The sequence below is a fragment of the Microbulbifer aggregans genome (genome assembly GCF_001750105.1).
In the GTDB taxonomy this organism is placed as follows: Bacteria; Pseudomonadota; Gammaproteobacteria; order Pseudomonadales; family Cellvibrionaceae; genus Microbulbifer; species Microbulbifer aggregans.
In genome coordinates, this window is sequence record NZ_CP014143.1 from 1750641 (window position 1) to 1771664 (window position 21024).

The window sequence follows — 21024 nt, forward strand, 5'->3', positions numbered from 1 at the left end:
CGGCTTTTCTGTTTTGGGGCCCGCGGATCTCGTCAGCGGCTAGCTGCCATTTCTGCTGAGGTGGAAGCCAACTCCTTGCAAGAGACGAGGCTTGCGGCCAAACGGGGCGAGAGCAGGGTACATGTCACTGCGCCCACCTCCTGCTGACGCTCGTAGGCCTCCAGCAGCGCGGCGTAGGTTCGGAAGCGCTGGGAAATCTTGCGCACGTAGTCGTAGGGCTCGCGACCACGGGCATAGCCGTAGCGGGCCTTGGAATAGTACTTTTTCTCGGATAGCAGCAACATGGCTTTTTCCACGTTGCCGAACCAGACCTTGCGTTCCCACCCTTTTTCCTCTGCCAGGTCCTGGGCATCGTAGACGTGGCCCAGGCCGGCGTTGTAGGAGGCCAGGGTAAACCACATCATGTTTTCCGGACTGATACCCTTGTCCTCGAATTTGCGGTGCAGCCACTCCAGATATTTCAATCCCGCGCGGACGCTGGTTTCCGGATCAAACAGGTTTTTGTGTTCTCCCACCTGTTTTCCGGTATCCGGCATGACCTGCATCAGGCCGCGCGCACCGACCCAGGATTTGGCCTTGGGGTTGAAGGTGCTCTCCTGGAACATCTGGGCGACGATCAGGCGCCAGTCGAAATCGTATTGCTCCGCGTATTTCTTTACCAGCTTGTCATAGGGAGAGATCTCCCCCTTTTCGCTCAGGCTCTTAATTTCGTCCCGGGTGCGCTTGGGTTCGTCAAAATACTTGTGAAATAGTGTGTTCCGCAGTTTGACGATCTCAGGGTCGTTGAAGAATTCATTGACGGCCTCCAGCAGCTGCGGGTTGCCCTCTCTGACCATCCACGCATAGATGTTTTCTTCTATCTTCAGGTCGTAGAGGTTGACGATATCGTCGCGCCAATGGTGTTCCAGTCTTACGGTGACATCATCGGCGATGGTGAGGTCGTATTCGCCATCGGCAACCCGATCAAGAATCTGCGGGATGGTGAGTTCCTCCGGAACCAGCTCAATATCGACCTTTACATCCCTTAGTTCCGGGTGGCTTTCCAGTAGTTCCATGACAATGTCGAACTGGCTACTCGAGCGCAACAGATGAATGGTTCTTCCATTCAAGTCTGAGAGAACCTCGATCTTGTCATCGGGGCGCCCCACAATACCGACCGCCTCTTTCATGTAAGCAGGGCCGAAATCCATGCCGGCCTCGTCGCGAGCCTTCGTCGCAGACAGAAGGCTGGCGGCGATATCTGCCTTGCCATCGCGCACCATGGTAAAGAGCTCTTTGTGTGTGGGCGCGACGATAATTTCCAAGCGCACGTCGAGCTGTTTAGCAAATTTTTTCAGCAGCTCGTATTCGTAGCCCATCACCCGGCCTTTCCACATAAAGTAGGTGCCGGGGTGGTTGCGAGTGACCGCGCGCAGCACTCCTCGTTCCTTGATTTTGTCCAGGTCGCCTACGTGGCGATAGTAGGGGTTGGTCAGTTTGATCGTGCGAATCGCGTCGTTCAGGGCCTTTTCCAGTTGCGGAGAGTTCTTGCGTAAACCGATGGTCAGTGGATCCTCGCGCTCGAAGACGATGTTCTTCTTGATGTTGTCACGGAACTGACTGACCATATCGAAAATCTGCTCATCGATAATGGTAAAGTCGATATGCCCCAGAGAGACATCCAGCGCTAGCTCGGCATAATTCTTTTCTACGACTTTCAGCCTGATTCCCGGATGCTGTTCGGCAAATTCTCTCCCGCGAGTCTCAAAAACCGTGCCTTTGGTGACGGCGAGCGTCTTGCCCTTGAGGTTGTCGCCCTCTTTTATTTGCTCAAAGTCTTTCTTCGATATCAATGTGTCGTGGGTGGTTCCTATGGGGTTGGAGAAGTCGATCAATTTGGCTCTCTCTGCAGTGGGGACGAGGTTATTGGCGATAATGTCGCCCTTGCCCTCCACCAGCATCGGGATCAATTGGTCAAAGTTTTCTGCATAGAGTACGACAGGCTCGAGACCCAGGAGCTCTGCTTTGTGTTTGGCCAGCTCGATTTCGATATCCTGCTGGGTGGCGGCCCGGTGCAGGGAGTCGGTATTGGCGATATCCACCAGGATACGTAATTTGCCGCGTTTCTTGATCGCGTCCAGATCGCCCTTCTCGATGTAATTGTTATATGCGCCAATGGGATACTCTCCAGTCGTGTCTGGTGCCCAAAGCGCTTCAGGTCGCAGATCGTCCTTTTTAGCGGCGCTTCCGGTAAACCTTTCAAGAAAGCCCGGTTCTTCCTCTTCTGCGTCTGCTTCGTCCTGCTCGCCGCTGTTTGTCGCTACTCGGCTGTCGTCCTGCGCGGCGCTGCGGTCACTAGAATCCTCCCCTGCCTCATCGTCGGATTTTGTCTCGCCTTGCTCTGCGGTCTCTTTCTCATCGGTTTCTTTATCGCTGGTCGCGGTGTTGGTCGGATTAATCCCTTCTTCGGGGGTTGCCGATTGCTGAGTCTCAGGGGGGTGCGAGGGCGCATCGTCGGGTAGGGGGCTGTCGTTTCGCTCGCGATCACAGCCGCCAATGAGGATCAGCAAGCAGAGAAGGATTTGGCAGGCGAGTGTGTGCGAGCGCTGCGTCATGTGTTCTCCCGGTACCACTGGGATGGACGAATAACTTCAAGTCTAGACATTGATCAGCCAGAACAGGTCTGCACACCCTGCCAGGCGGCAGTCACGGGGAACGACATCCCCTCTGTTGATGTACGCGCCTGCTTTCTCTGGAAGACGTCAAGCAGGCCGGCGAAGTGACGGAAGCGGGCGTCAATCTTACGCACATAATCCACCGGCTCCTGCCCACGGGCATAGCCGTAGCGGGCATGCTGATAAAACTCGGGTTCGGCGAGCAGCAGCATGGCGCGCTCCACATTGTCGAACCAGATCCTGCGGTCCCAGCCTTTCTTCTCTGCCAGCTCCTGGGCATCGTAGACATGGCCGAGACCGGCGTTGTAGGAGGCGAGGGTAAACCAGAGCTGGTTCTCGGGCGTGATGCCCTTGTCGTCGAACTTGTCGTGCAGCCAGCGCATATATTTGATACCGGCGCGAATGCTGCTTTCCGGGTCGAACAGGTTCGTTTCTCCCACCTGCTTGCCGGTATTGGGCATGACCTGCATCAGTCCCCTGGCACCAACCCAGGACTTGGCTTTGGGATTGAAATTACTCTCCTGGTACATCTGGGCGACAATAAGGCGCCAGTCGAAGCCAAACTCTTCCGCGTAGCGGCGCACGATGTCGTCAAACGGGGAGATCTCGCCCTTGCGATTCAGCTCCTCGATTTCCGGGCGGGTGCGCTTGGGGGAATTGAAGTAGCGCTCGTAAAGATCTGGCAGTTTGTCGTCGGTGTGGGGCTCGGCAAAAAAGTCGTTGATGGCTGCCAATAGCTGTGGGTTCGACTTGCGCACCATCCAGGCGTAACGGTTCTTCTCTCTGGGTAGCGGGAGGGCGAATTGAATCCCCTCCTGCCAGGCCTGTTCCAGCCGCACAGAAATTTCGTCGGCGATGGCGAGGTCGCACTCCTGCGCCACCACCTTGTCGAGCACCTGCTGGATATCCAGGGTGCCGGAGACCTCCTCCAGTTTCACCTGCGGCACCTGTTGCCTGAGTTCCTGCGCGGCCTCGTACTGACTGCTGCCGGGGCGCACGCAGACTGTGCGGCCGGCGAGATCCTGCAGGCTGGCAGGCTGCTCATCCGGTCGCGACGCGATACCGGGCACGCTTTCCAGGTAGGGTGTGGAGAAGGCCATATCGGCGGCCTTTCGGGTCTTGGTAATGGCCAGCAGGCTGGCGGAGATATCTGCATCGCCGTCGCGCAGTATGCGGACAAAGTCGTCCTGGTTGTCCGCCACGATAATATCCAGCCGCACACCGAGGCTGTTGGCAAAGTTCTCCAACAGGTTGAATTCAAAACCGAGGATCTGGCCACGCCACATAAAATAGGTGCCCGGGTGGTTGCGGGTGACTGCGCGCAGCACGCCCCGCTCCCGAATAGTATCCAGGTCACCGATAGAGCGGCGCCCGGGCCGGGTCAGGCGTAGCTGTCGCACCTGCTTGTTGATGGCGCCCAACAGCTCCGGTGAGTTCTTGCGTATAGCCCAGGCGAGCTGCTGCTCTTCGGGAAATTCAACGTTGGCCTTGAGGTCATCGCGAAACTGCTGGACGAGTTCCAGGGCCAGCTGATCGACAATGGTGAAGTCTGCCTCGCCATCGGCAACTTCCACCAGCAGGTCGATGTAATTGGTATCGCGGACCTCGACCCTGAGGCCGGGGTGGGCACCGGCAAATTTCTGCGCAGCCGCTTCGAAAGCGGTACCGCGGGTAACCACTAAGGTTTTGCCGTCCAGTGCCTGCCCATCGCGCACCGCTGCAGTCCCTGCCGCTGATACGAGCACTATCCGGGTCTCGGCGGTCGGTTCCGAGAAGTCCACCAGCTGGCGCCGGTCCTCGGTGATGAGCAGGTTGTTGGCGATCAGGTCGCCCTCGCCGGCGTTCAGCCGTTTGATCAATTCATCGAATGTCTCGACCTGCAGAATGACCAGCTCAAGACCCAGCTGGCGCGCCATGGCCCGGGCCTGTTCGATCTCCACATCCTGCTGGGTGGCTTCGCGGGGTAGGGCAGCGGTGCGGCTGGGGTCCACCAGCAGGCGCAGTTTGCCGCGCTTCTCGATGGCAGGCAGGTCTCCAGTCTCGGTGTAATTATCGTAGAGCTCGAACGGCGTGACCTCGCGTCCGCCCACGGTTCCGATCGTCGGCCCGGCGGGTGCGGAATCGTTCGCCACAGGGGCAGTGGCAGTATCCTGCTGGGGCGATCGGTCGCAGCCGGCCTGTGCCAGCAGCAGCGCAGTCAGCGCGGCCAGGAAATACAGAGAGAATCGAGTGCGCATCACGGCTTCAGGGGTTTGCAGCCTGCATTACCTTCAGCCTAGCTCGTCATCCTGAGGGAGGAGAGGGTGGAACAAGCTGCCCGTAAAGGCGGGCAGCGGAGGAATTCGTTCCGGTGTCGCTGTTGCGGGGCCTGTCGACTGTCAGTCGAGAGTGGCCGTCTGTGGCGCGCCGACAGTGGCCGGAATCAGGCCGCGGATCATCATGGTGACAGTGCGTTCCAGCAGGGGGGAGTCGATCGCCACTGCGCCACACAGTATCTGGTACTCGAGGTGGAGTATGGTGCCGTGGGTGATCTGTGCCGCGGCCTGGGAATCTGCCAGACCGAGCATTTCGAAGAACTCGCGGATCATGGCTTCAGCCGCCTGGTTCGCCATACGAATGGCGCGGGTCAGCTGGTCGTTGCGCAATGCCTCATTGCGGAAGGCCAGTTCGACCAGGCGGAAATCGCGGTTGCCGGCCTGGGAGCGCACGTGGGAGAGGATGAACCGGGTCAGCTGCTGGGTCAGCAGTTTGCGCCCCGCATCGGAGCTGCGTTCCTCCTCGGTCAGGCCGCGGGCCGCGGCGAAGCTGTCTTCCCGCAGCTGCCGTGTGTGTTCCAGGCCCTGCTCCACGAAGTAGGTAAAGGCGTCGCTGATCAGGTCGTTCAGGTCTTTGAAGTAGTAAGTCGTGGCGGCCAGGGGCACCGATGCCTCGCGGGCCACGGCGCGGTGACGGATGCCACGAATGCCTTCCTTGACGATCAGGCGCAGGGTGGCCTCGAGGATGGCCTTGCGTCGTTGGCGACTGTCGGCGCGCTGGGCGGGGCGGCCCTGGTAGACGAGTTCTGGCATTCCAGTCTCGATGGTCATGACGTGATCCCTGTTTTTATTGTTGATTGAGGGGCCCGATCGGGCGGAACCGGCGCCGAAGCATTTGGCACGCCAGTGCCGCAAAAGGGGGGATTTATTCTAGCGGATTGGGGCCGAATGGCTAGGCAGAACGGGGGAGAAACACGCCAAATCGATTACGCGCCATTACAGCAGCGGCGGCTGAAATTGCGCGATCGAGCGAGGGAGCGGCGCTTGCTCCCCCCTCAGGTGATCTTACCTGTGGTGCGCACCCGCTTGGCGCCCGGCACGATCCTCACCTGCTGGCTACGTCGCCGCTCGATGCCGGCATCGATGGCGTTCTTGGCTGCGATCAGCATGCCGGTAACCAGGAAGGCCCCCGGGGGCAGCACCGCGACCAGAAAGCCCGGGTAATCGGCGCCGAGTACATTGATACCCCAGTCGGCGGCCATGGGACCCAGCAGCAGATCCATATCGGCGAACAGAGTGCCCTGGCCGAGCACTTCACGCACGGCACCGATGGTGATCAACACCGCAGTAAAGCCGAGCCCCATGGTCAGGCCATCCACCGCCGACGGCAGCACCGGGTTCTTGCTGGCAAAGGCATCCGCGCGACCGAGGATCGCGCAGTTGGTAACGATCAGCGGAATAAAGATGCCCAAGACCAGATATAGCTCGTAGGTGAAGGCCTTCATCAGCAGCTCCGTGCAGGTCACAAAGGTGGCGATGATCATCACCGAGGCCGGCAGCCGCACCGTGTCCGGCATCTGGTGGCGCACCAGTGAAACCGCCAGATTGGAGCAGGTGAGGACGGCGATGGTGGCGAGGCCGAGGCCGATGGCGTTGACCACGGTGCCGGTTACCGCCAGAAGAGGACACAGCCCTAGAAGCTGTACCAGGGCGGGGTTGTTGTTCCACAGACCGTTGCGGCTGATCTCGCCATAGCTGGGGGTGGCCATTACTGCTGCTCCTGTGTCTGCGTGTCGGTGTCCGGCTGTTCCACTTCCACCGCACGCTTGGATACGGGGGCCGAGAACAGCGGCTGCTGGTGAGAAACGACAAACTCCAGCACGGTTTTTACCTGGTTGACGATGGCCCGCGGCGTAATGGTCGCACCTGAGAACTGGTCAAAAGTGCCGCCGTCTTTCTGCACTTTCCACTGCGCCGGCTGTGGATCCTGCAGGGACTTGCCGTTGAATGTGGTAATCCAGTCGCTCTTCTTGATCTCGATCTTATCGCCGAGGCCCGGCGTTTCACTGTGCTCGGTTACGCGCACGCCGGCGATAGTGCCGTCCCGGTTGACACCAACCAGCAGGGAGATCGGCCCGCCGTAACCGTCATTGGTCACGCTGGGGATGATCACCGCGGTAATGGTGCCGTCCTCCTCGCGGGCCAGGTTGATATCTCCCCCGCTTTTGAGGCCCAGCTGATTCCAGTAACTTCTGGGAATGGGGTAGGTGTCCACCAGCAGGTCATTGCTGTGGCGTTCGAGAGGAATGATTTCCAGCAGGGCGCGGGCCTGTGCCTTGCGGATGGCCCGCTCAATGGGCTCTTTGGTGGTGATCTGGGTCACCGCCAGGGTGCCAGCGGTGACCAGTGCAAACAACGTCAGAACCACGGCGTTGGTGGTGATGGAGCGCTTCAGCATCACTGCTCCTCCACGTCGGTGGCCTTGCGCGGCGCCTTGTGCCCGTAGGTGCGCGGCAGGGTGTAATTGTCGATCGTGGGCGCGGCGAAGTTCATCAGCAACACGGCAAAGGCGACTGCGTCCGGGTAACTGCCCCAGGCGCGGATCACGTAGGTGATCAGGCCCACGCCGATACCGAAGATCAAGCGCCCCTTGTTGCTGGTTGCGCCACTGACCGGGTCGGTGATGATAAAGAAGGCCCCGAGCATGGTGGCGCCCGAGAAAAGGTGCAGGATTGGTGAGCCCTCACTCAGGCTACTGCCGCTGTCGTAAAACATCAGCGACAGCAGGACCAGGGTTGCCAGCATCCCGACCGGTGCGTGCCAGGTAATAAAGCCGCGGTATAGCAGGTAGAGGCCACCGGCCAGGAAGCCGGCGTTCACCGCTTCCCAGCCAAAGCCGGCGAGATTGCCGCGGGCGAGCATGGGCTCTGCTTCATAGAGTTGCGACAGCAGTACCGACTGGTTCAGGCGCACGATCTCCAAGGGCGTGGCACGGGTGAAGCCATCGATACTGTAATTGCCGAACACCAGCGAAAAAGCTTCGGAAATGCTCGGGGAGCCCATGATCAACTCTCCGGGCCCGACCCAGCGGGTCATTTCCACCGGGAAGCTGATCAGCAGCACCACGTAACCCACCATGGCGGGGTTGAAGGGGTTGTAGCCGATGCCACCGTAAAGCTGCTTCGAAAGAATGATCGCCGCGGCGCTGCCCACTACCGGCAACCACCAGGCACAGTATGGGGGCAGGGCAATACCGAGCAGCAGGGCGGTGATAAAAGCGCTGTAGTCTTTCAGGTAGAAAGCCACCGGGCGCCCCCGTAATTTCATTACCCCCGCTTCGCACAGCAGGGCGGTAATGGTGCAGAGTGCGATATTGATCAGTACGCCGATACCGAAATACACCACCAGGGCGAGTACGCCGGGAATGGCGGCTGCCGCCACCTGCAGCATCACCTGAGCGGTTCGGTCACCGGAGCGGGCGTGTGGGGAGGACATGCGCATCAGGCTCATCAGTCTGCCCCACCGCCGTTGTTCTGCTCGCGCATCTTTTGTTCCAGCTTGTTCTGCATTTTTTCCAGCGCGGTGGCGAACGCATCCACATTCGGATCATTCTCGTCGCGCGCTTTCTGCAACCGCGCCTCGGACTTGGCGACCCGAGCCTTCAGCGCTTCAATCTCGGCCGCGAGCTTATCGGCGTCACTCATGGTGGCGCGGGCTGCCGCTGCAGCCTTGGCCCGCTCGATGGCCTGTTGCGCCTTATCCTTTGAGTCTCCCGGCACCGGTGCCGCGGTGCCGCTCTGTACGTCGGCGGCGTCATCGACTGCCGAGGGCGGTGAGCCACTGATGTTAGCGGCACTCTCGGCCTTGGCCAGTTTCTGGCGGGCTTCCTCGGCCTTGATCTGCGCGGCTTTGAGCTGAGCGGCCAGTTGGTCGCGCTGCTCTGCGGGGGCTTCCTGGAGCTTTTTCTCCATTCGCTCGACGCGGTGCTCGGCACTGGTCAGGGAACGCTGGGCCCGGGCCAGTTGTTGCTCCGGTGTGGCCTGTTTGGCCTTGACCCGCGCCAGCGCGGCGGCAACCACATCGGCTTCCTGCTTGGCGGCTTTGGCTTCCGGGCTCTCCGCATTCTGTTCCCGCTGCTTGCGGGCCTGCTCGGCGGCTTCGCGGCGGGCCTTGCGCTTTTCTTCCTTTTCTTTCTCTGCTTTTTCGAGGCGTAGCTTGCGGAACTCGAAGCGCTCGCGCGCGCGATCCGACTTTTCCTTTTCCTCTTCCGCGATGCGGATATCGCCCTTGGCGGCCCGGTAGTACTGCACCAGCGGGATGCTGCTGGGGCAGACATAAGAGCAGGCGCCGCACTCGATGCAGTCGAACAGGTTGTAGGCCTGCAGCTTTTCCCGGTCCTCGGCGCGTGCATACCAGTACAGCTGCTGTGGTAGCAGGGAAGCCGGGCAGACCTCCGCACAAAAACCACAGCGAATACAGGGTTGCGCCGGCGGTGGTGGCGGCAGCTCCTCGCGGGTGGGCACCAGGATACAGGTAGTGGTCTTGATCACCGGTGCGCGGTCATCCTCAAGGGTGAAGCCCATCATCGGGCCGCCGTGGATGATTTTCTGCATCAGCCCGCGATGCGCGCCGTGATGTTTCAGGATATGGCGGATGGGGGTGCCGATGGGCACGTCGATGTTGCGCTGGCGTTCGAGTGCCTCGCCCACCACCGTGGTCACGCGGCTGATCAGCGGCTCACCGTAGCGCACGGCGCGGTACACGGCGCGGGCGGTGCCGGTGTTATGGCAGATGATGCCGACGTTGGCGGGTAGCCCTTTATTCGGCACTTCGCGGCCGGTCAGGATCTGGATCAGCTGCTTTTCCCCACCGGAGGGATACTTGGTCGGATAGACGACGATATCGAAGCGGGTGCCTTCGGCGGCCTTGCGCATGGCCTCGATGGCTTCGGGCTTGTTGTCCTCAATGCCGATCAATACGCGCTCCGGCTCGTCGAGGATGTAGGCCAGGATTTCCACACCGGCAATAATCTCTGCGGCGCGCTCGCGCATCGTCATATCGTCGGCGGTGATGTAAGGCTCGCACTCGGTGCCGTTGATGATCAGCGTGTCGATCTCGGTGCCACCGTGGGGATCCAGCTTCACCGCGGCGGGGAAGCCGGCGCCGCCGAGGCCGGCAATGCCGCAGTCACGGATCTTTTCCAGCAGGTCCACCGGCGCCAGCTTGCGGAAGTCTTCACATGGATGCAGCTCGCACCACTCTTCTTTTCCATCAGTGCGGATAACGATGCCATCCACGGGCATACCGGAAGGGTGGGGAACCGGTACTGGTTCCAGTGCGACCACGGTGCCCGAACTGGGGGCGTGCACCGCGCAGCTGATCAGGCCATCGGCTTCACCAATCTTCTGGCCCTTCAGGACCCGGTCCCCAAGCTTGACCAGCGGTAGTGCGGTAGTGCCGACGTGCTGCACCAGTGGCACAGACAGATCGTCGGCCAGGGGGATGGTACCGATGGGCTCACCGGTGGACTGGTGCTTGTTTTCCGGCGGGTGGATGCCGCCGGGGAAATCGTTCGGTTTCAGCGCGCGCTGGTGTTCGCTGGCGATCAGCTGTGCCTCGCGGGCAGCGCGTCGCTCCTCTGCACTATGGCGGAGCTCTTGCCGCGAATTGGATTCCTGCTCAGGGCTCAAGCTGCGTCCCTCTTATCCTTGTCGCCACGGGCGTTGTCTTTATCGCCGCGGGTGCTATCGGTGGATCGTGTGCCGTGCTGTGGCCGGTCGGTGGCGATCAGCTGGACGCCGTCTGGCGGAATCTCCGGGTGCCAGTCCTGGAGGGAGGCCTCCAGCGGTACCATATCGATGCAGTCTACCGGGCAGGGCTCGACGCAGAGATCGCAGCCGGTGCACTCGTCCACGATCACGGTATGCATGTATTTGGCAGCACCGACGATGGCGTCTACCGGGCATGCCTGGATGCACTTGGTGCAGCCGATACACTCCGCCTCACGGATAAAGGCTACCTTCTTCACATCCTCGACACCGTGCTCGGCGTCGAGGGGCATTGGCTCCATATCCAGCAGGTTGGCCAGCTCGTTGATGGTGGCCTGTCCCCCCGGGGGGCACTTGTTGATCTGATCGCCGTTGACGATCGCCTCGGCGTAAGGCCGGCAGCCGGGATAGCCGCACTGGCCGCACTGGGTCTGGGGCAGCAGCGCGTCCACCTGTTCTACCAGCGGGTCGCCCTCGACGCGAAATCGTACGGCGGCAAAGCCCAGCAAGGCGCCGAATGCCAGTGCCATCCCGCCCAGTACGAGCAGCGGCGTGGAGATTGCAGCAAACCAATCCAGCATTACGTCCTCCCTATACCAGCCCGCTGAAGCCCATAAAGGCCAGGGACATCAGGCCGGCAGTAATCATGCCGATCGCTGCGCCGCGGAACGGCGTCGGCACATCGGCGGCGAACAGGCGCTCGCGGATCGCGGAAAACAGGATGAGGACGAGGGAGAAGCCCAGCGCGGCACCGAAGCCATACAGGGTGGACTGCACAAAGTTGTGGGCCTTAAGGGTGTTTTGCAGGGCTACACCCAGCACTGCGCAATTGGTGGTGATCAATGGCAGGAAGACCCCCAGCACACGGTGCATCAACGGGCTGGTCTTCTCGATAAACATACGCGCGAACTGCACCACCACCGCGATCACCATAATGAAAGAAATGGTGCGCAGGTATTCAATGCCATTCGGCTCCAGCAGGTAGGTATTGACCAGGTAGGAGCAGATGGAGGCGAGAGTGAGGACGAAGGTGGTGGCGCCGGCCATACCCACCGCCGTCTCCAGCTTGTTGGAGACCCCCATAAACGGACACAGGCCCAGGAACTGCACCAACACGTAGTTGTTGACGAGGATGGTACTGAGCAGGATGACGGCAAATTCGGTCATAAGGGGTCCGGTTTGGGCCTTGCGGCTCGGCGGTAACGCGGCGCGGCGGCGGGTGCGCCCGCAGCCCAAAAACAGCGCCTGATACCTGATAAGAGTGCCTGAAACAGCCTAGCACCCCGCTGCGGCGGGGCCTGCCGGGAGGGTTACCCCGGCCGGGCGCTATTATCGGTGACTCACTTAAGGGGTTCAACACGCCGCCCAGTCGCTACGTTTTCCGGTGTGGCCATCAGGCCGGTTCAGATTCCTCGATGGTGGTCCTGCTTGAGCGCGCAATCGCGCGATTTGGCAGCTTCTCGTTCGCTTCGGGAAGCAGGTCGTCGATATTGCGCCGCAACATGTGCGCTCGCAGCATCTCGCTGTAGAGGCGGATGGAGTGAAAGGCGGCAATCTCACGCGCGTTCGGGCAGGCACTTAGCCAGGCTCGCAAGATGTGCTGTACGCGCCAGAAAACATTGCCGGAAAAGGATACCTGCATATTGCGGAACCCCAGGTTGTGCTCGTCCGGCACATTCGGGGCGTGGCGGATGAATACACGAAAGCCGGTATGGCTGTAGCCGAGCAGCCGGCGTCGCAGCCAGCGGGCCAGCTGCAGGGTGCCATTCAGGGGGATGAGCCGCAGCAGTGTAAGCAGGGGCCCGAGCCCATGACCGAAGGGGACCAGTGGCACCGGATCGCCACCGATCTCCAGCCGGTAGATGGGCGTTTTTACTTTCTCGAAATAGGCGCGGTCACCCGTTCGGGGGGCACCGTACACGTAGGTGGCGCCGTTGCCGCGGTGATTCAGTTCCCTGGTGCAGATCTGGGCCAGGGCGCCGCCAAGGCTGTGGCCGAAAATAAACAGGGGCTTCTGGCCGTGCTGATGGAGATCCGCCTCGATCCGCTCCCGCACCCGCTCAAAGGCTTCGCGAAAGCCCCGGTGCACCCGGCCCTGCGCGCCGTATGGCTCGAGGGAGAATTTCAGGTCGGTGACGATATCCCAGGCGTTCATTTCGGTACCGCGAAAGCACAGAACCAAAACCGGTTGGCCGGCGAGATCCATCTTTGCCAGCAGTGCCTGCGTCTCGCTCATATCGTAAAAGCTGATGGGCTTGAAATGATGCCTGAGGAGGGTGTCGCGAATCCCGGCTTCGAGGCCGCAATGGTTGCTCTGCAGGCGTGCACTCCACTCGGCCAAGACCTGCCTGCGCGCGCTTTCAGTATCGGCCCTGCGGAGGCGATGCAATAACGCTGTGAGGTTGGCATCGGGTGTGAAAGGTTCGTAAACCAGCCGTGAAAGCTCCGCGCCTACATAGGCCATGCGATCACTGTAAGCCGCGCGTCCGTTGGGCAGCCCCGGTACGCGATTCAGTCCTTCGAAATAGTGCATGAATGTTTCCTGGATATTGCCGATCCCGGCGTGAGTGAGGAGCTGTTTTAATCGATACCGGCATGGCGCTCAATACTTTGCAGAAATTACAGTGGCTTACAGGCATCTTGTTAGATGCCAACGGATATGTTGGCATGCTGCAGTAATGGAACCTTTTTGATGAATGGTTTCATACCGGTGTCTGGGCGATTTCCTGGGCGGTTAAGGTTACAGCGGCCAGGCATGGATGCACGGATGCATCGGGATCTACTCCTGTGAGCATCCATTGACTGGAGAAAAGACGATGAAAATGGTTGTAATGGTTTTGCTGACAATGATGGTGATCGGCTGCAGTGGACCGAAAAAGGATTCAGTAACTGATGTGCGCGCAGAAATCGAGCGTGCCAATGCACAGTGGATGTCGGCGCTGAAGGAAGCGGACCTGGAAAAGTTTGCGGTGATGTACACCGAGGACACAAAGCTGTTGCCCCCCAATACCGAAATACTGGAAGGACGTGAGGCGGTCAGGAAGGTGTTTGGCGGCATGATGGATGCCGGTATTCACGTACAGCTTCACACCGAGGATGTGCAGGCGGTTGGCGATGTGGCGGTAGAAGTCGGCCGGGCAAAAGTCATCGGCCCTGATGACAATGTCCTGGACAGTGGCAAATACCTGGTGACATGGAGGAAAACCGCTACCGGCTGGAAAATGCAGCGGGATATCTGGAACAGCAGTCTTCCCGTAACGACTCCGGCTGAGAGTTAGTCAGGGTACTGCCGGAATCATTTCGTCTGATTCCGGCTTGATCGGCTGTGCATGACGGAGCCTTTCAAATTACACTGAGCCATTCCCTGCTGCCTGGCGTAGCAAGTCCAGTAGTCATTGGCCTCGGAGTTTTCTCATGTCTGACGACACTTATACCCCGCCCAGAGTCTGGAAATGGGACAAGGATAGCGGCGGCAAGTTTGCCAATATCAATCGTCCCGTCGCCGGCCCGACCCATGAGAAGGAACTGCCGGTGGGCAAGCATCCGCTGCAGCTTTATTCCCTGGCCACGCCCAATGGCGTCAAGGTCACGGTAATGCTGGAGGAATTGCTGGCACTGGGGCATGAGGGGGCGGAGTATGATGCGCACCTGATCGATATTACCGAGGGGGAGCAGTTTGGCAGTGGCTTCGTCAAGGCAAACCCCAACTCCAAGATCCCGGCGATGGTGGATCGCAGTACGCACCCGCCGATCCGGGTTTTTGAGTCCGGCTCCATCCTGCTCTATCTGGCAGAGAAGTTTGGTGCTTTCCTGCCTCATACCCCGGAGCAGCGTACGGAAACCCTTAACTGGCTCTTCTGGCAGATGGGCGCAGCGCCCCTGCTTGGCGGTGGCTTCGGGCACTTCTATGCCTATGCGCCGGAAAAATATGAGTACCCCATCAACCGCTACACCATGGAAATCAAACGGCAGCTGGATGTGCTCGACCGGCAACTGGCAGACCACCAGTTTGTTGCCGGCAGTGAATACACCATTGCCGACATGGCCATCTGGCCCTGGTACGGGGCACTGGTAAAGGACAAGGTGTACGATGCGGCCGAGTTTATCGAGGCCCATACCTACCAAAATGTGATTCGGTGGACGGATGAAATTGCCCAGCGCCCGGCGGTGCAGAGAGGACGCATGGTCAACCGCACCTGGGGCGAGCCCAGTTCACAACTGCACGAGCGCCACGACGCCAGCGACTTCGAACTCCGCACCCAGGATAAGCTGGAGGGCAGTGGCGAGTCGGAGAGCTGATGTTTTGCGCTGTTGCGCCGGGCCTCCAGTGACGGGGCGATGGGTACATCGCCTTTTCCGGATCCAATGTTGCGTACTCGTCTGTTCTCCCGGGATCCGAGGCGGAATTGGTCGCCCAAAGTGATTGCTTTTATCTCTGGCTCCTGTCGGAAAAACCTCTTAACCTGACTGACGCCAGCAACAAGATAAGAAAGCGCACAGCGGGGTAGGCACCCATGGCACAGTACGATGTGTTGATTGAGAGTGGCCGTTACTTTGACGGCACCGGTGCTCCGTCATCGATTGTAAATATCGCGATCAAAGATGGCCGCATTGCCCGTGTGACTGCCGATACCATCGATCACAGCCAGGCAGAAGAAGTCATCGATGCCCGCGAGCAATGGGTAACCCCGGGCTTTCTCGATACGCACACCCACTACGATGCAGAATTGCTGGTCAGTCCCAGCCTGTCGGAGTCCGTCCGCCACGGCGTAACCACGGTGCTCGTGGGCAGCTGCTCCCTGAGTATGGTGTGCAGTGAAGCAGAGGACGCGTCGGATATCTTCACCCGGGTGGAAACAGTGCCGCGGGACAAGGTGCTGCCAATCCTGCGTGAGAAAAAGACCTGGCATTCGCCGCGGGAGTGGATCGAACACCTCGCCACTTTGCCCCTTGGCCCCAATGTCATCAGCCTGCTGGGTCACAGTGACCTGCGCGCCAGTGTTATGGGGCTGAGCCGCGCCACCGACAGACTAGTACGGCCCTCGGAAGCCGAGATGCAGGCCATGGAGGCGCAGTTGTCCGAGGCGCTGCAGTGTGGCTTTCTCGGTCTTTCCACCATGTGCCTGAAATGGGACAAAGTGGATGGCGAGCGCGCCTGGTCCAGAAGCCTACCCAGCACTTATGCCCGCTGGCGCGAAGTGTCCCGCCTGAACAAACTGGTGCGTCGTTATAACCGTGTGCATCAGGGCGCCCCGGATGCCGCAAGGCCGCTGCAGATTACCCAGTACATGCGAGAGTGTATCGGCTGGTTGCGGCGGCCGTTGAAGACCACGCTGATCAGTCAGATGGATCTGAAGGGCAGCGCCTACCTGAACCTGCTTACCAAACTGACTTCCCGGGTGACCAATGCACTGCGGGGCAGTTTCCGTTGGCAGGTCCTGCCCACGCCTTTTACCGTGTATGCCGACGGCATCGACGTGGTGTTCTTTGAGGAGTTCGGCGCCGGCGAGATGGCGCTGGATTTGAAGGATGCGGTCGAGCGCAACAAGCTGCTGCAGGATGAGCAATACCGGCGTGACTTCCGGCGCTTTTACGGGGAAAAGCTCAGCCCGCGGGTATGGCAGCGTGACTTCGGTGATGCGCAAATTATCGGCTGCCCGGATGAAAGCCTGGTGGGCAGGAATTTTGCTGAGGTCGCGGCGGAGCGCAGAATCCACGTGGTGGATCTGTTTCTCGACCTGGTGGTGGAATATGGCACCCGCCTGCGCTGGTACACCACCGTTGCCAACCACCGCAAACAGGTTCTGCGCAAAATGGTGCGGGATCGCCATGCCCTGATCACGTTTAGCGATGCCGGCGCCCATATTCGCAATATGGCGTTTTACAACTTACCCCTGCGTTTGCTCAAGATGGTCAAGGAATCCATTGATGAGGGTAACCCCATCATGTCCATAGAGCAGGCGGTCTGGCGTCTGACCGGGGACCAGGCCGACTGGTTTGGCGTCGATGCGGGCAAAATCCGAGAGGGGGATCGCGCGGACCTGGTTGTCATTGACCCCGACGGGCTGGACCAGGACCTGGAGCGGGTGCATTGGGCGGAGATGGAAAACTTCGGCCTGGAGCGGCTGGTGAATCGCAATCCGGGCGCCGTCCGGCATGTGCTGATCAATGGCCGGGTGGCGGTTCGGGATGAAGAGCTGCAACCAGAACTGGGCACCGAGCCGGGATTCGGCAGTTTTCTGCCGGCGCGCTGAGCCTGATTGTCCGGCGGCTACAGTTGCGGCAGAACCGCTGCCAGTGTTTCACCAATACGGGCCTGCAGCTTCAGGTCTGTGATGTCATCCGCACGGGTCCGGCCCAGGTTCAGCGTTGCGATGGGCTTGCCCCACTCCCGGGCATAGCGGCAGAAGCGGTAGCCTGAATAGACCATCAGGGACGAGCCCACCACCAGTAAACCGTCACTTGCCCGCAGCGCATCCAGCGCGGTCTGTACCCGGACAGACGGCACATTGTCGCCAAAGAAAACCACGTCAGGCTTCAGGATGCCGCCGCACCGGGGGCAGTCGAATATCTGGAAATCGCTGAAATCCACCTCCAGGTCTGCATCTCCGTCCGGGGCCACGGTGGCCTGGTATTGGCGGAAACTGGGATTCAGATCGAAGCAGTGATCGTGCACCAGCTGGCGATCGCAGCGGTAATCGCAGGTCATGCAGCGAATCTCGTCGGCGCGACCGTGGAGATCGATGACCCGCTGGCTGCCGGCCCGCTGGTGTAAACGGTCCACATTCTGGGTGACAAGCAATTCCGCCCGCTCGCGCCGCTCAAGTTCTGCCAGATGGTGATGGGCCGGGTTGGGCTGTGAGCGTCGAATGACCGGCCAGCCCACCAGGCTGCGTCCCCAGTAGCGTCGGCGAGTCTCCAGACTGCGCATAAAGTCCTGATGCTGCACCGGTTGTTTGCGCTTCCAGGCACCGTCTTCGTCCCGGTAGTCGGGGATGCCCGAGTCCGTGCTCACGCCCGCACCAGTGAGGATCATCAGGCGTGGGTACTGGCGGATAAAATCTGCCAGAGACGCCGCGGCGTCGTCAGGGGCGATCACCGATGGCGGGGTCGAAGTGTCGGTCAACGCAGGGCCCGGTTGGGCTTTCGAAGTCTGGTTCATCGCGGATTCCGGTACAGCGGCTGGCTTGCTCTACTGTAATCCACCAGGCCGTGACCAGAAAGCCACCCTCCAGGCATCACCAGGCATCACCAGGCATCACTTTACAGGGAAAGACTGGGTATCAGCCGATGGGCCCGGCTGGCCGGCGAGGCCCGTCAGCGGAGGCGCTCGACACTGCGTCGTATCAGTTTTCGGACCCGCTCATACAAGCCACTTTCATGAAGAATGCGACGGCTGGTCTGATCCGCCCACTTCACTGAGGCATCCAGTGCCCGGGCCACACGAGCGGCAGGGGTCTGGCTGTACAGGTGCAGGGTGGCGATTTCCCTTCGCCAGGTGCCGTGGAGTTGCTTATAGGATGCATCACCGAAGCCAAAATCGAGCCACATTGCCCCCTCTGCCTGCAGCCGTTCGATTACGCGCCGGTTGAGGTAGGCGCCGGGACTCAGGTTGCGGTGTTCCGGGAGGAACGACGTGGCAATACCGGTGTAAGTACCGTCTTTGTACGAGCCCACCGCATAGGCGATGGGTGTGTCCTGCGCCTCGAGCAGGTAGGCCCGCAGGCAACCGATGCCAGCGAGCACCCCGAGATGGGTATGCCAGCGGTAGGAATTGGTCACCCCGATTCGAAGGCTGCCCTGATAGCTCTTTGCACCGATTTCCGACGCCCGCTCTATGAACCTGCCCAGCTGCTCCAGGTCCCGGAACTCGCGGATTTTCACGGCGCCGGCAAATGCTTTTTCAAGCTTCCTGTCCTGCCGCCGTTGTGAACTCCGGGTCTTGGCCGAATTGGTGGTAACGGGCTGGTTCTGGTCATCGGTCAGCTTCAGGAACCACTGCTTTTTCACGATGGGGCTGCCGTCGCCGGAGATACGCAGGCCGCCCCGCAGTATCCTGCCAATCGGGGTGTCCACTGGCAGGTGATGAACAGAAATGCAGTCCACCGTTCCCGACTTTAACAGCTCACGCAAATAGTCGGCCTGCAGCTGCGCCACTTCCTCGTCTACCGATTCCAATCCTCCATAAGTGATGTTCACACTGCGGAGTTTCGGCATCGGAATCTTGAGTGGGCCAATCGAAAGCGCGGGGCGCCCTATATTGCGACGCCCGACCAGAATGCCTCGGGCTTCGTTGCCCTGGCGCCAGAGCACGACTAGTGGCGTGTTCTCGCCCTCCCGGACATTGAGGAAAGGAAGGTAGAAGTCGGGGTGTGCGTCGACAGAGCAGGGCCCGTCACCGGGCCGCACGGACATCCAGGACTCCAACAACCTCCGCGCCGACTCGACGTCCTCGCCCACATCCGGCATGACCTGGTCGTGACCAGCAATATGCTTGTCGGGACAGCCGGTGCGTTTTCTGGCGATCGACGCTTCCATCGGAAAACCTCGTGATGAAACATTGGGGGGGGTACTGGGAGCGGATTGGGTGCCATGGTCTCGATGCATGAATCCCGCTGCATTGCCGAGTGTAGTGAGTCTTGTTGCTCTGGTGAGACAAGACATGCCAAATTCGCCAATACCAATAGAGGAATCTGCCGAAAGCCATGAAAACCGCTGATAAGCCAGATTCGACAATACTGCGCCAAAAAGCCGGCGATTGAATTACCAGACTTTCTCGTGAAGTTTCTTCTAACCATCAAGCTGGTGTGTAGCCTGGCGCCACTTAAGATACATGTGCAGGTCACGGCAGGCTTGCAGTTTGGGGTCTAAACTGCAGCTCTAGGCATGTCGGCAAATATTGGCGGGAATGTTTGCAATTAACAATAATTCTCGTTCGGTATTTACTAAAAGCTTACCTGACAGAGTGTGGTGAGCCACCAAATTTCTGTATCAAGAAACAGTCTTCGCAAAAAGCCCGGTTTCTGGTCATCGTATATCTATAAATGGACTCCTCATGGAAGCGCAAACTTTATCCTCCGACACAGTTAAGATAAAAAAAACAACGCCCGTAGAGGAGAAGTCAGGGCTCAGTATGAGTGTCGAGCTGACATTTGATGGGGCGCAGAAGTTGCTTCATTCCTGGGAGCTCCTGGATTTGAGCGCTACGCCCCGAGTGGCTACGGCAAAGGCCAATTTTTTCCTGCCATTTATCTCTGAAATGCCCGAGAAACAAACGCCTTATGTGGCGCTATGGAAGAAAGATGGGGCGCCTGATGGGATATTGATAGGACGTCTCAGCATTAGGAGTCCGCTCATAAAAATCGCAAAGTGGCGAATTCCGATGCTGCGGCTTCGTACGCTAAATATTACCGAGGGTGGTCTTGAGGCGCTGAGCGCAGAAACTGCACTGCAGCAGAAAAAATATTTACAAGCATTGCTATCCAGTGGGGATATAGATTGCATTTCCATTTTTCGTCTGAATCCAGATGGTGAGGCAGGGAGGGCACTTGAGGGCGGTCTCGGAAAGTCAAGCAATGTAAGGCCGCTAAAGTTAGCACGTTGGTTCACCGAGCTAATAGATGACCATGGAAATCCGGTTGTCACAAATTCAGCAAAAACACGTAGCGGATTTCGCCAAAAAGACCGTAAGTTGGTTAAAGCGTTTGGCGACTCGGTGGAGGTTCGGGAGGTTAGCGATCCAGGCGATGTGGAAGATTTTTTGGGGGAAGCGGTAAAAATAGTCGCCGCCAGCTATCAGAAGAGTATCGGCGTCGGAGTGCAAGACGATGAAGCCTGGAAAACCACATCCAGAATACATGCCGAAAACGGCAGCTTTCGCGGTTATCTGCTGGTGGCCAATGGGGAGTCGATTGCTTACGGTGTAGGGCCGCTAGTGGACGGCACCTTTACACTGCTGGCCACGTCCTTTCTACCGAAATACCGCAAGCTGGCGCCGGGGACTTATTTGCTCCGCAGAATTATAGAACGACTGCAGGACGAAGGTGTTCGCTGGATCGACTATGGGATTGGCGATTACAGCTATAAAGAGCTCTATGGCACTATGCGGCGGGAAGACGCCTTGATGGATTTTTATGCTTCGTCGCCTCGTGCAAGAATAGCCAGAGTCGTGCATATCCTTGCAAATTCAGCGACAAGCTTTCTTCAGACCAGCGGCTTGTTGGAGCGCCTCAAGAAAATTCGTCGAACTTTGATTGACCGTCGGCGGAAAACCAAATCTGATTCGGGTAGAAAGTAAGGCACCCGTTTTCTGGCGGCAGAATGTCCCTTATTAAGCTGCCCCCTGCC

At 59.4% G+C, this 21024-nt stretch carries 16 protein-coding genes; 4 read left to right on the plus strand and 12 right to left on the minus strand.

Going from position 1 to position 21024, the window contains the following annotated elements:
- Positions 1 to 32 precede the first annotated feature (32 nt).
- The 10 genes from AUP74_RS07685 to AUP74_RS07730 all read right to left on the minus strand — a co-directional run bounded on the left by AUP74_RS07685 (position 33) and on the right by AUP74_RS07730 (position 13210).
- On the minus strand, positions 33 to 2594 hold the full coding sequence (locus AUP74_RS07685; protein WP_069947065.1) for an MltF family protein: 2562 nt from the start codon (positions 2592 to 2594) through the stop codon (positions 33 to 35).
- Positions 2595 to 2647: 53 nt separating this feature from the next.
- Entirely contained in the window at positions 2648 to 4891 is a 2244-nt protein-coding gene (locus AUP74_RS07690) for an MltF family protein (protein WP_069947066.1), read from the minus strand.
- Positions 4892 to 5032: 141 nt separating this feature from the next.
- Entirely contained in the window at positions 5033 to 5740 is a 708-nt protein-coding gene (locus AUP74_RS07695) for a TetR/AcrR family transcriptional regulator (RefSeq protein WP_069947067.1), read from the minus strand.
- A gap of 224 nt (positions 5741 to 5964) precedes the next feature.
- Positions 5965 to 6678: an electron transport complex subunit E gene (locus tag AUP74_RS07700; protein ID WP_069947068.1), complete on the minus strand. Its 714-nt coding sequence runs from the start codon at positions 6676 to 6678 to the stop codon at positions 5965 to 5967.
- On the minus strand, positions 6678 to 7367 hold the full coding sequence (gene rsxG, locus AUP74_RS07705) for an electron transport complex subunit RsxG (RefSeq protein WP_069947069.1): 690 nt from the start codon (positions 7365 to 7367) through the stop codon (positions 6678 to 6680). Before rsxG ends, AUP74_RS07700 begins: the two co-directional genes overlap by 1 nt.
- Positions 7367 to 8419, minus strand: coding sequence for an RnfABCDGE type electron transport complex subunit D (locus AUP74_RS07710; protein ID WP_069947070.1), 1053 nt, complete (start codon positions 8417 to 8419; stop codon positions 7367 to 7369). Before AUP74_RS07710 ends, rsxG begins: the two co-directional genes overlap by 1 nt.
- Positions 8419 to 10515 (minus strand): electron transport complex subunit RsxC, encoded by a 2097-nt coding sequence (rsxC, locus tag AUP74_RS07715; protein WP_418287627.1) that lies wholly within the window; start codon positions 10513 to 10515, stop codon positions 8419 to 8421. The genes AUP74_RS07710 and rsxC overlap by 1 nt, the downstream gene beginning before the upstream one ends.
- A gap of 80 nt (positions 10516 to 10595) precedes the next feature.
- Positions 10596 to 11258, minus strand: coding sequence for an electron transport complex subunit RsxB (gene rsxB / locus AUP74_RS07720; RefSeq protein WP_083260862.1), 663 nt, complete (start codon positions 11256 to 11258; stop codon positions 10596 to 10598).
- Positions 11259 to 11268: 10 nt separating this feature from the next.
- Positions 11269 to 11844 (minus strand): electron transport complex subunit RsxA, encoded by a 576-nt coding sequence (rsxA, locus tag AUP74_RS07725; RefSeq protein ID WP_069947071.1) that lies wholly within the window; start codon positions 11842 to 11844, stop codon positions 11269 to 11271.
- Between the two features lie 226 nt (positions 11845 to 12070).
- Positions 12071 to 13210: a lipase family protein gene (locus AUP74_RS07730; RefSeq protein ID WP_069947072.1), complete on the minus strand. Its 1140-nt coding sequence runs from the start codon at positions 13208 to 13210 to the stop codon at positions 12071 to 12073.
- Positions 13211 to 13493: 283 nt separating this feature from the next.
- Here AUP74_RS07730 and AUP74_RS07735 point away from each other — a divergent pair, with 283 nt between their 5' ends.
- The 3 genes from AUP74_RS07735 to AUP74_RS07745 all read left to right on the plus strand — a co-directional run bounded on the left by AUP74_RS07735 (position 13494) and on the right by AUP74_RS07745 (position 16931).
- Positions 13494 to 13955 carry a YybH family protein gene (locus AUP74_RS07735; RefSeq protein ID WP_158514548.1) on the plus strand — a complete coding sequence of 154 codons (462 nt, stop codon included), beginning with the start codon at positions 13494 to 13496 and terminating at the stop codon, positions 13953 to 13955.
- 136 nt (positions 13956 to 14091) lie between these two features.
- Positions 14092 to 14976, plus strand: a complete 885-nt coding sequence (gene yghU / locus AUP74_RS07740) for a glutathione-dependent disulfide-bond oxidoreductase (protein WP_069947073.1) — start codon at positions 14092 to 14094, stop codon at positions 14974 to 14976.
- Positions 14977 to 15191: 215 nt separating this feature from the next.
- A complete protein-coding gene (locus AUP74_RS07745) occupies positions 15192 to 16931 on the plus strand; it encodes an N-acyl-D-amino-acid deacylase family protein (protein ID WP_069947074.1) in 1740 nt (579 codons plus the stop codon).
- 17 nt (positions 16932 to 16948) lie between these two features.
- On the opposite strand, the gene AUP74_RS07750 is transcribed toward AUP74_RS07745, so the two are convergent.
- Both AUP74_RS07750 and AUP74_RS07755 read right to left on the minus strand, forming a co-directional pair.
- A complete protein-coding gene (locus tag AUP74_RS07750) occupies positions 16949 to 17839 on the minus strand; it encodes an NAD-dependent protein deacetylase (RefSeq protein WP_069947075.1) in 891 nt (296 codons plus the stop codon).
- A 155-nt stretch (positions 17840 to 17994) separates the two neighbouring features.
- Positions 17995 to 19215: a GNAT family N-acetyltransferase gene (locus AUP74_RS07755; protein ID WP_069947076.1), complete on the minus strand. Its 1221-nt coding sequence runs from the start codon at positions 19213 to 19215 to the stop codon at positions 17995 to 17997.
- A 517-nt stretch (positions 19216 to 19732) separates the two neighbouring features.
- Here AUP74_RS07755 and AUP74_RS07760 point away from each other — a divergent pair.
- Positions 19733 to 20974, plus strand: a complete 1242-nt coding sequence (locus tag AUP74_RS07760) for a GNAT family N-acetyltransferase (protein ID WP_083260865.1) — start codon at positions 19733 to 19735, stop codon at positions 20972 to 20974.
- The last annotated feature ends 50 nt before the right edge of the window (positions 20975 to 21024 follow it).

Bases quoted from the DNA above. Each gene is read 5' to 3' on its own strand.
- rsxG (WP_069947069.1), bottom strand. From the start codon at position 7,367: ATGCTGAAGCGCTCCATCACCACCAACGCCGTGGTTCTGACGTTGTTT.
- AUP74_RS07755 (WP_069947076.1), bottom strand. From the start codon at position 19,215: ATGGAAGCGTCGATCGCCAGAAAACGCACCGGCTGTCCCGACAAGCAT.
- rsxB (WP_083260862.1), bottom strand. From the start codon at position 11,258: ATGCTGGATTGGTTTGCTGCAATCTCCACGCCGCTGCTCGTACTGGGC.
- AUP74_RS07685 (WP_069947065.1), bottom strand. From the start codon at position 2,594: ATGACGCAGCGCTCGCACACACTCGCCTGCCAAATCCTTCTCTGCTTG.
- AUP74_RS07750 (WP_069947075.1), bottom strand. From the start codon at position 17,839: ATGAACCAGACTTCGAAAGCCCAACCGGGCCCTGCGTTGACCGACACT.
- AUP74_RS07760 (WP_083260865.1), top strand. From the start codon at position 19,733: ATGGAAGCGCAAACTTTATCCTCCGACACAGTTAAGATAAAAAAAACA.
- AUP74_RS07690 (WP_069947066.1), bottom strand. From the start codon at position 4,891: ATGCGCACTCGATTCTCTCTGTATTTCCTGGCCGCGCTGACTGCGCTG.
- AUP74_RS07700 (WP_069947068.1), bottom strand. From the start codon at position 6,678: ATGGCCACCCCCAGCTATGGCGAGATCAGCCGCAACGGTCTGTGGAAC.
- rsxA (WP_069947071.1), bottom strand. From the start codon at position 11,844: ATGACCGAATTTGCCGTCATCCTGCTCAGTACCATCCTCGTCAACAAC.
- yghU (WP_069947073.1), top strand. From the start codon at position 14,092: ATGTCTGACGACACTTATACCCCGCCCAGAGTCTGGAAATGGGACAAG.
- AUP74_RS07730 (WP_069947072.1), bottom strand. From the start codon at position 13,210: ATGCACTATTTCGAAGGACTGAATCGCGTACCGGGGCTGCCCAACGGA.
- AUP74_RS07695 (WP_069947067.1), bottom strand. From the start codon at position 5,740: ATGACCATCGAGACTGGAATGCCAGAACTCGTCTACCAGGGCCGCCCC.
- AUP74_RS07710 (WP_069947070.1), bottom strand. From the start codon at position 8,419: ATGAGCCTGATGCGCATGTCCTCCCCACACGCCCGCTCCGGTGACCGA.
- AUP74_RS07735 (WP_158514548.1), top strand. From the start codon at position 13,494: ATGAAAATGGTTGTAATGGTTTTGCTGACAATGATGGTGATCGGCTGC.
- AUP74_RS07745 (WP_069947074.1), top strand. From the start codon at position 15,192: ATGGCACAGTACGATGTGTTGATTGAGAGTGGCCGTTACTTTGACGGC.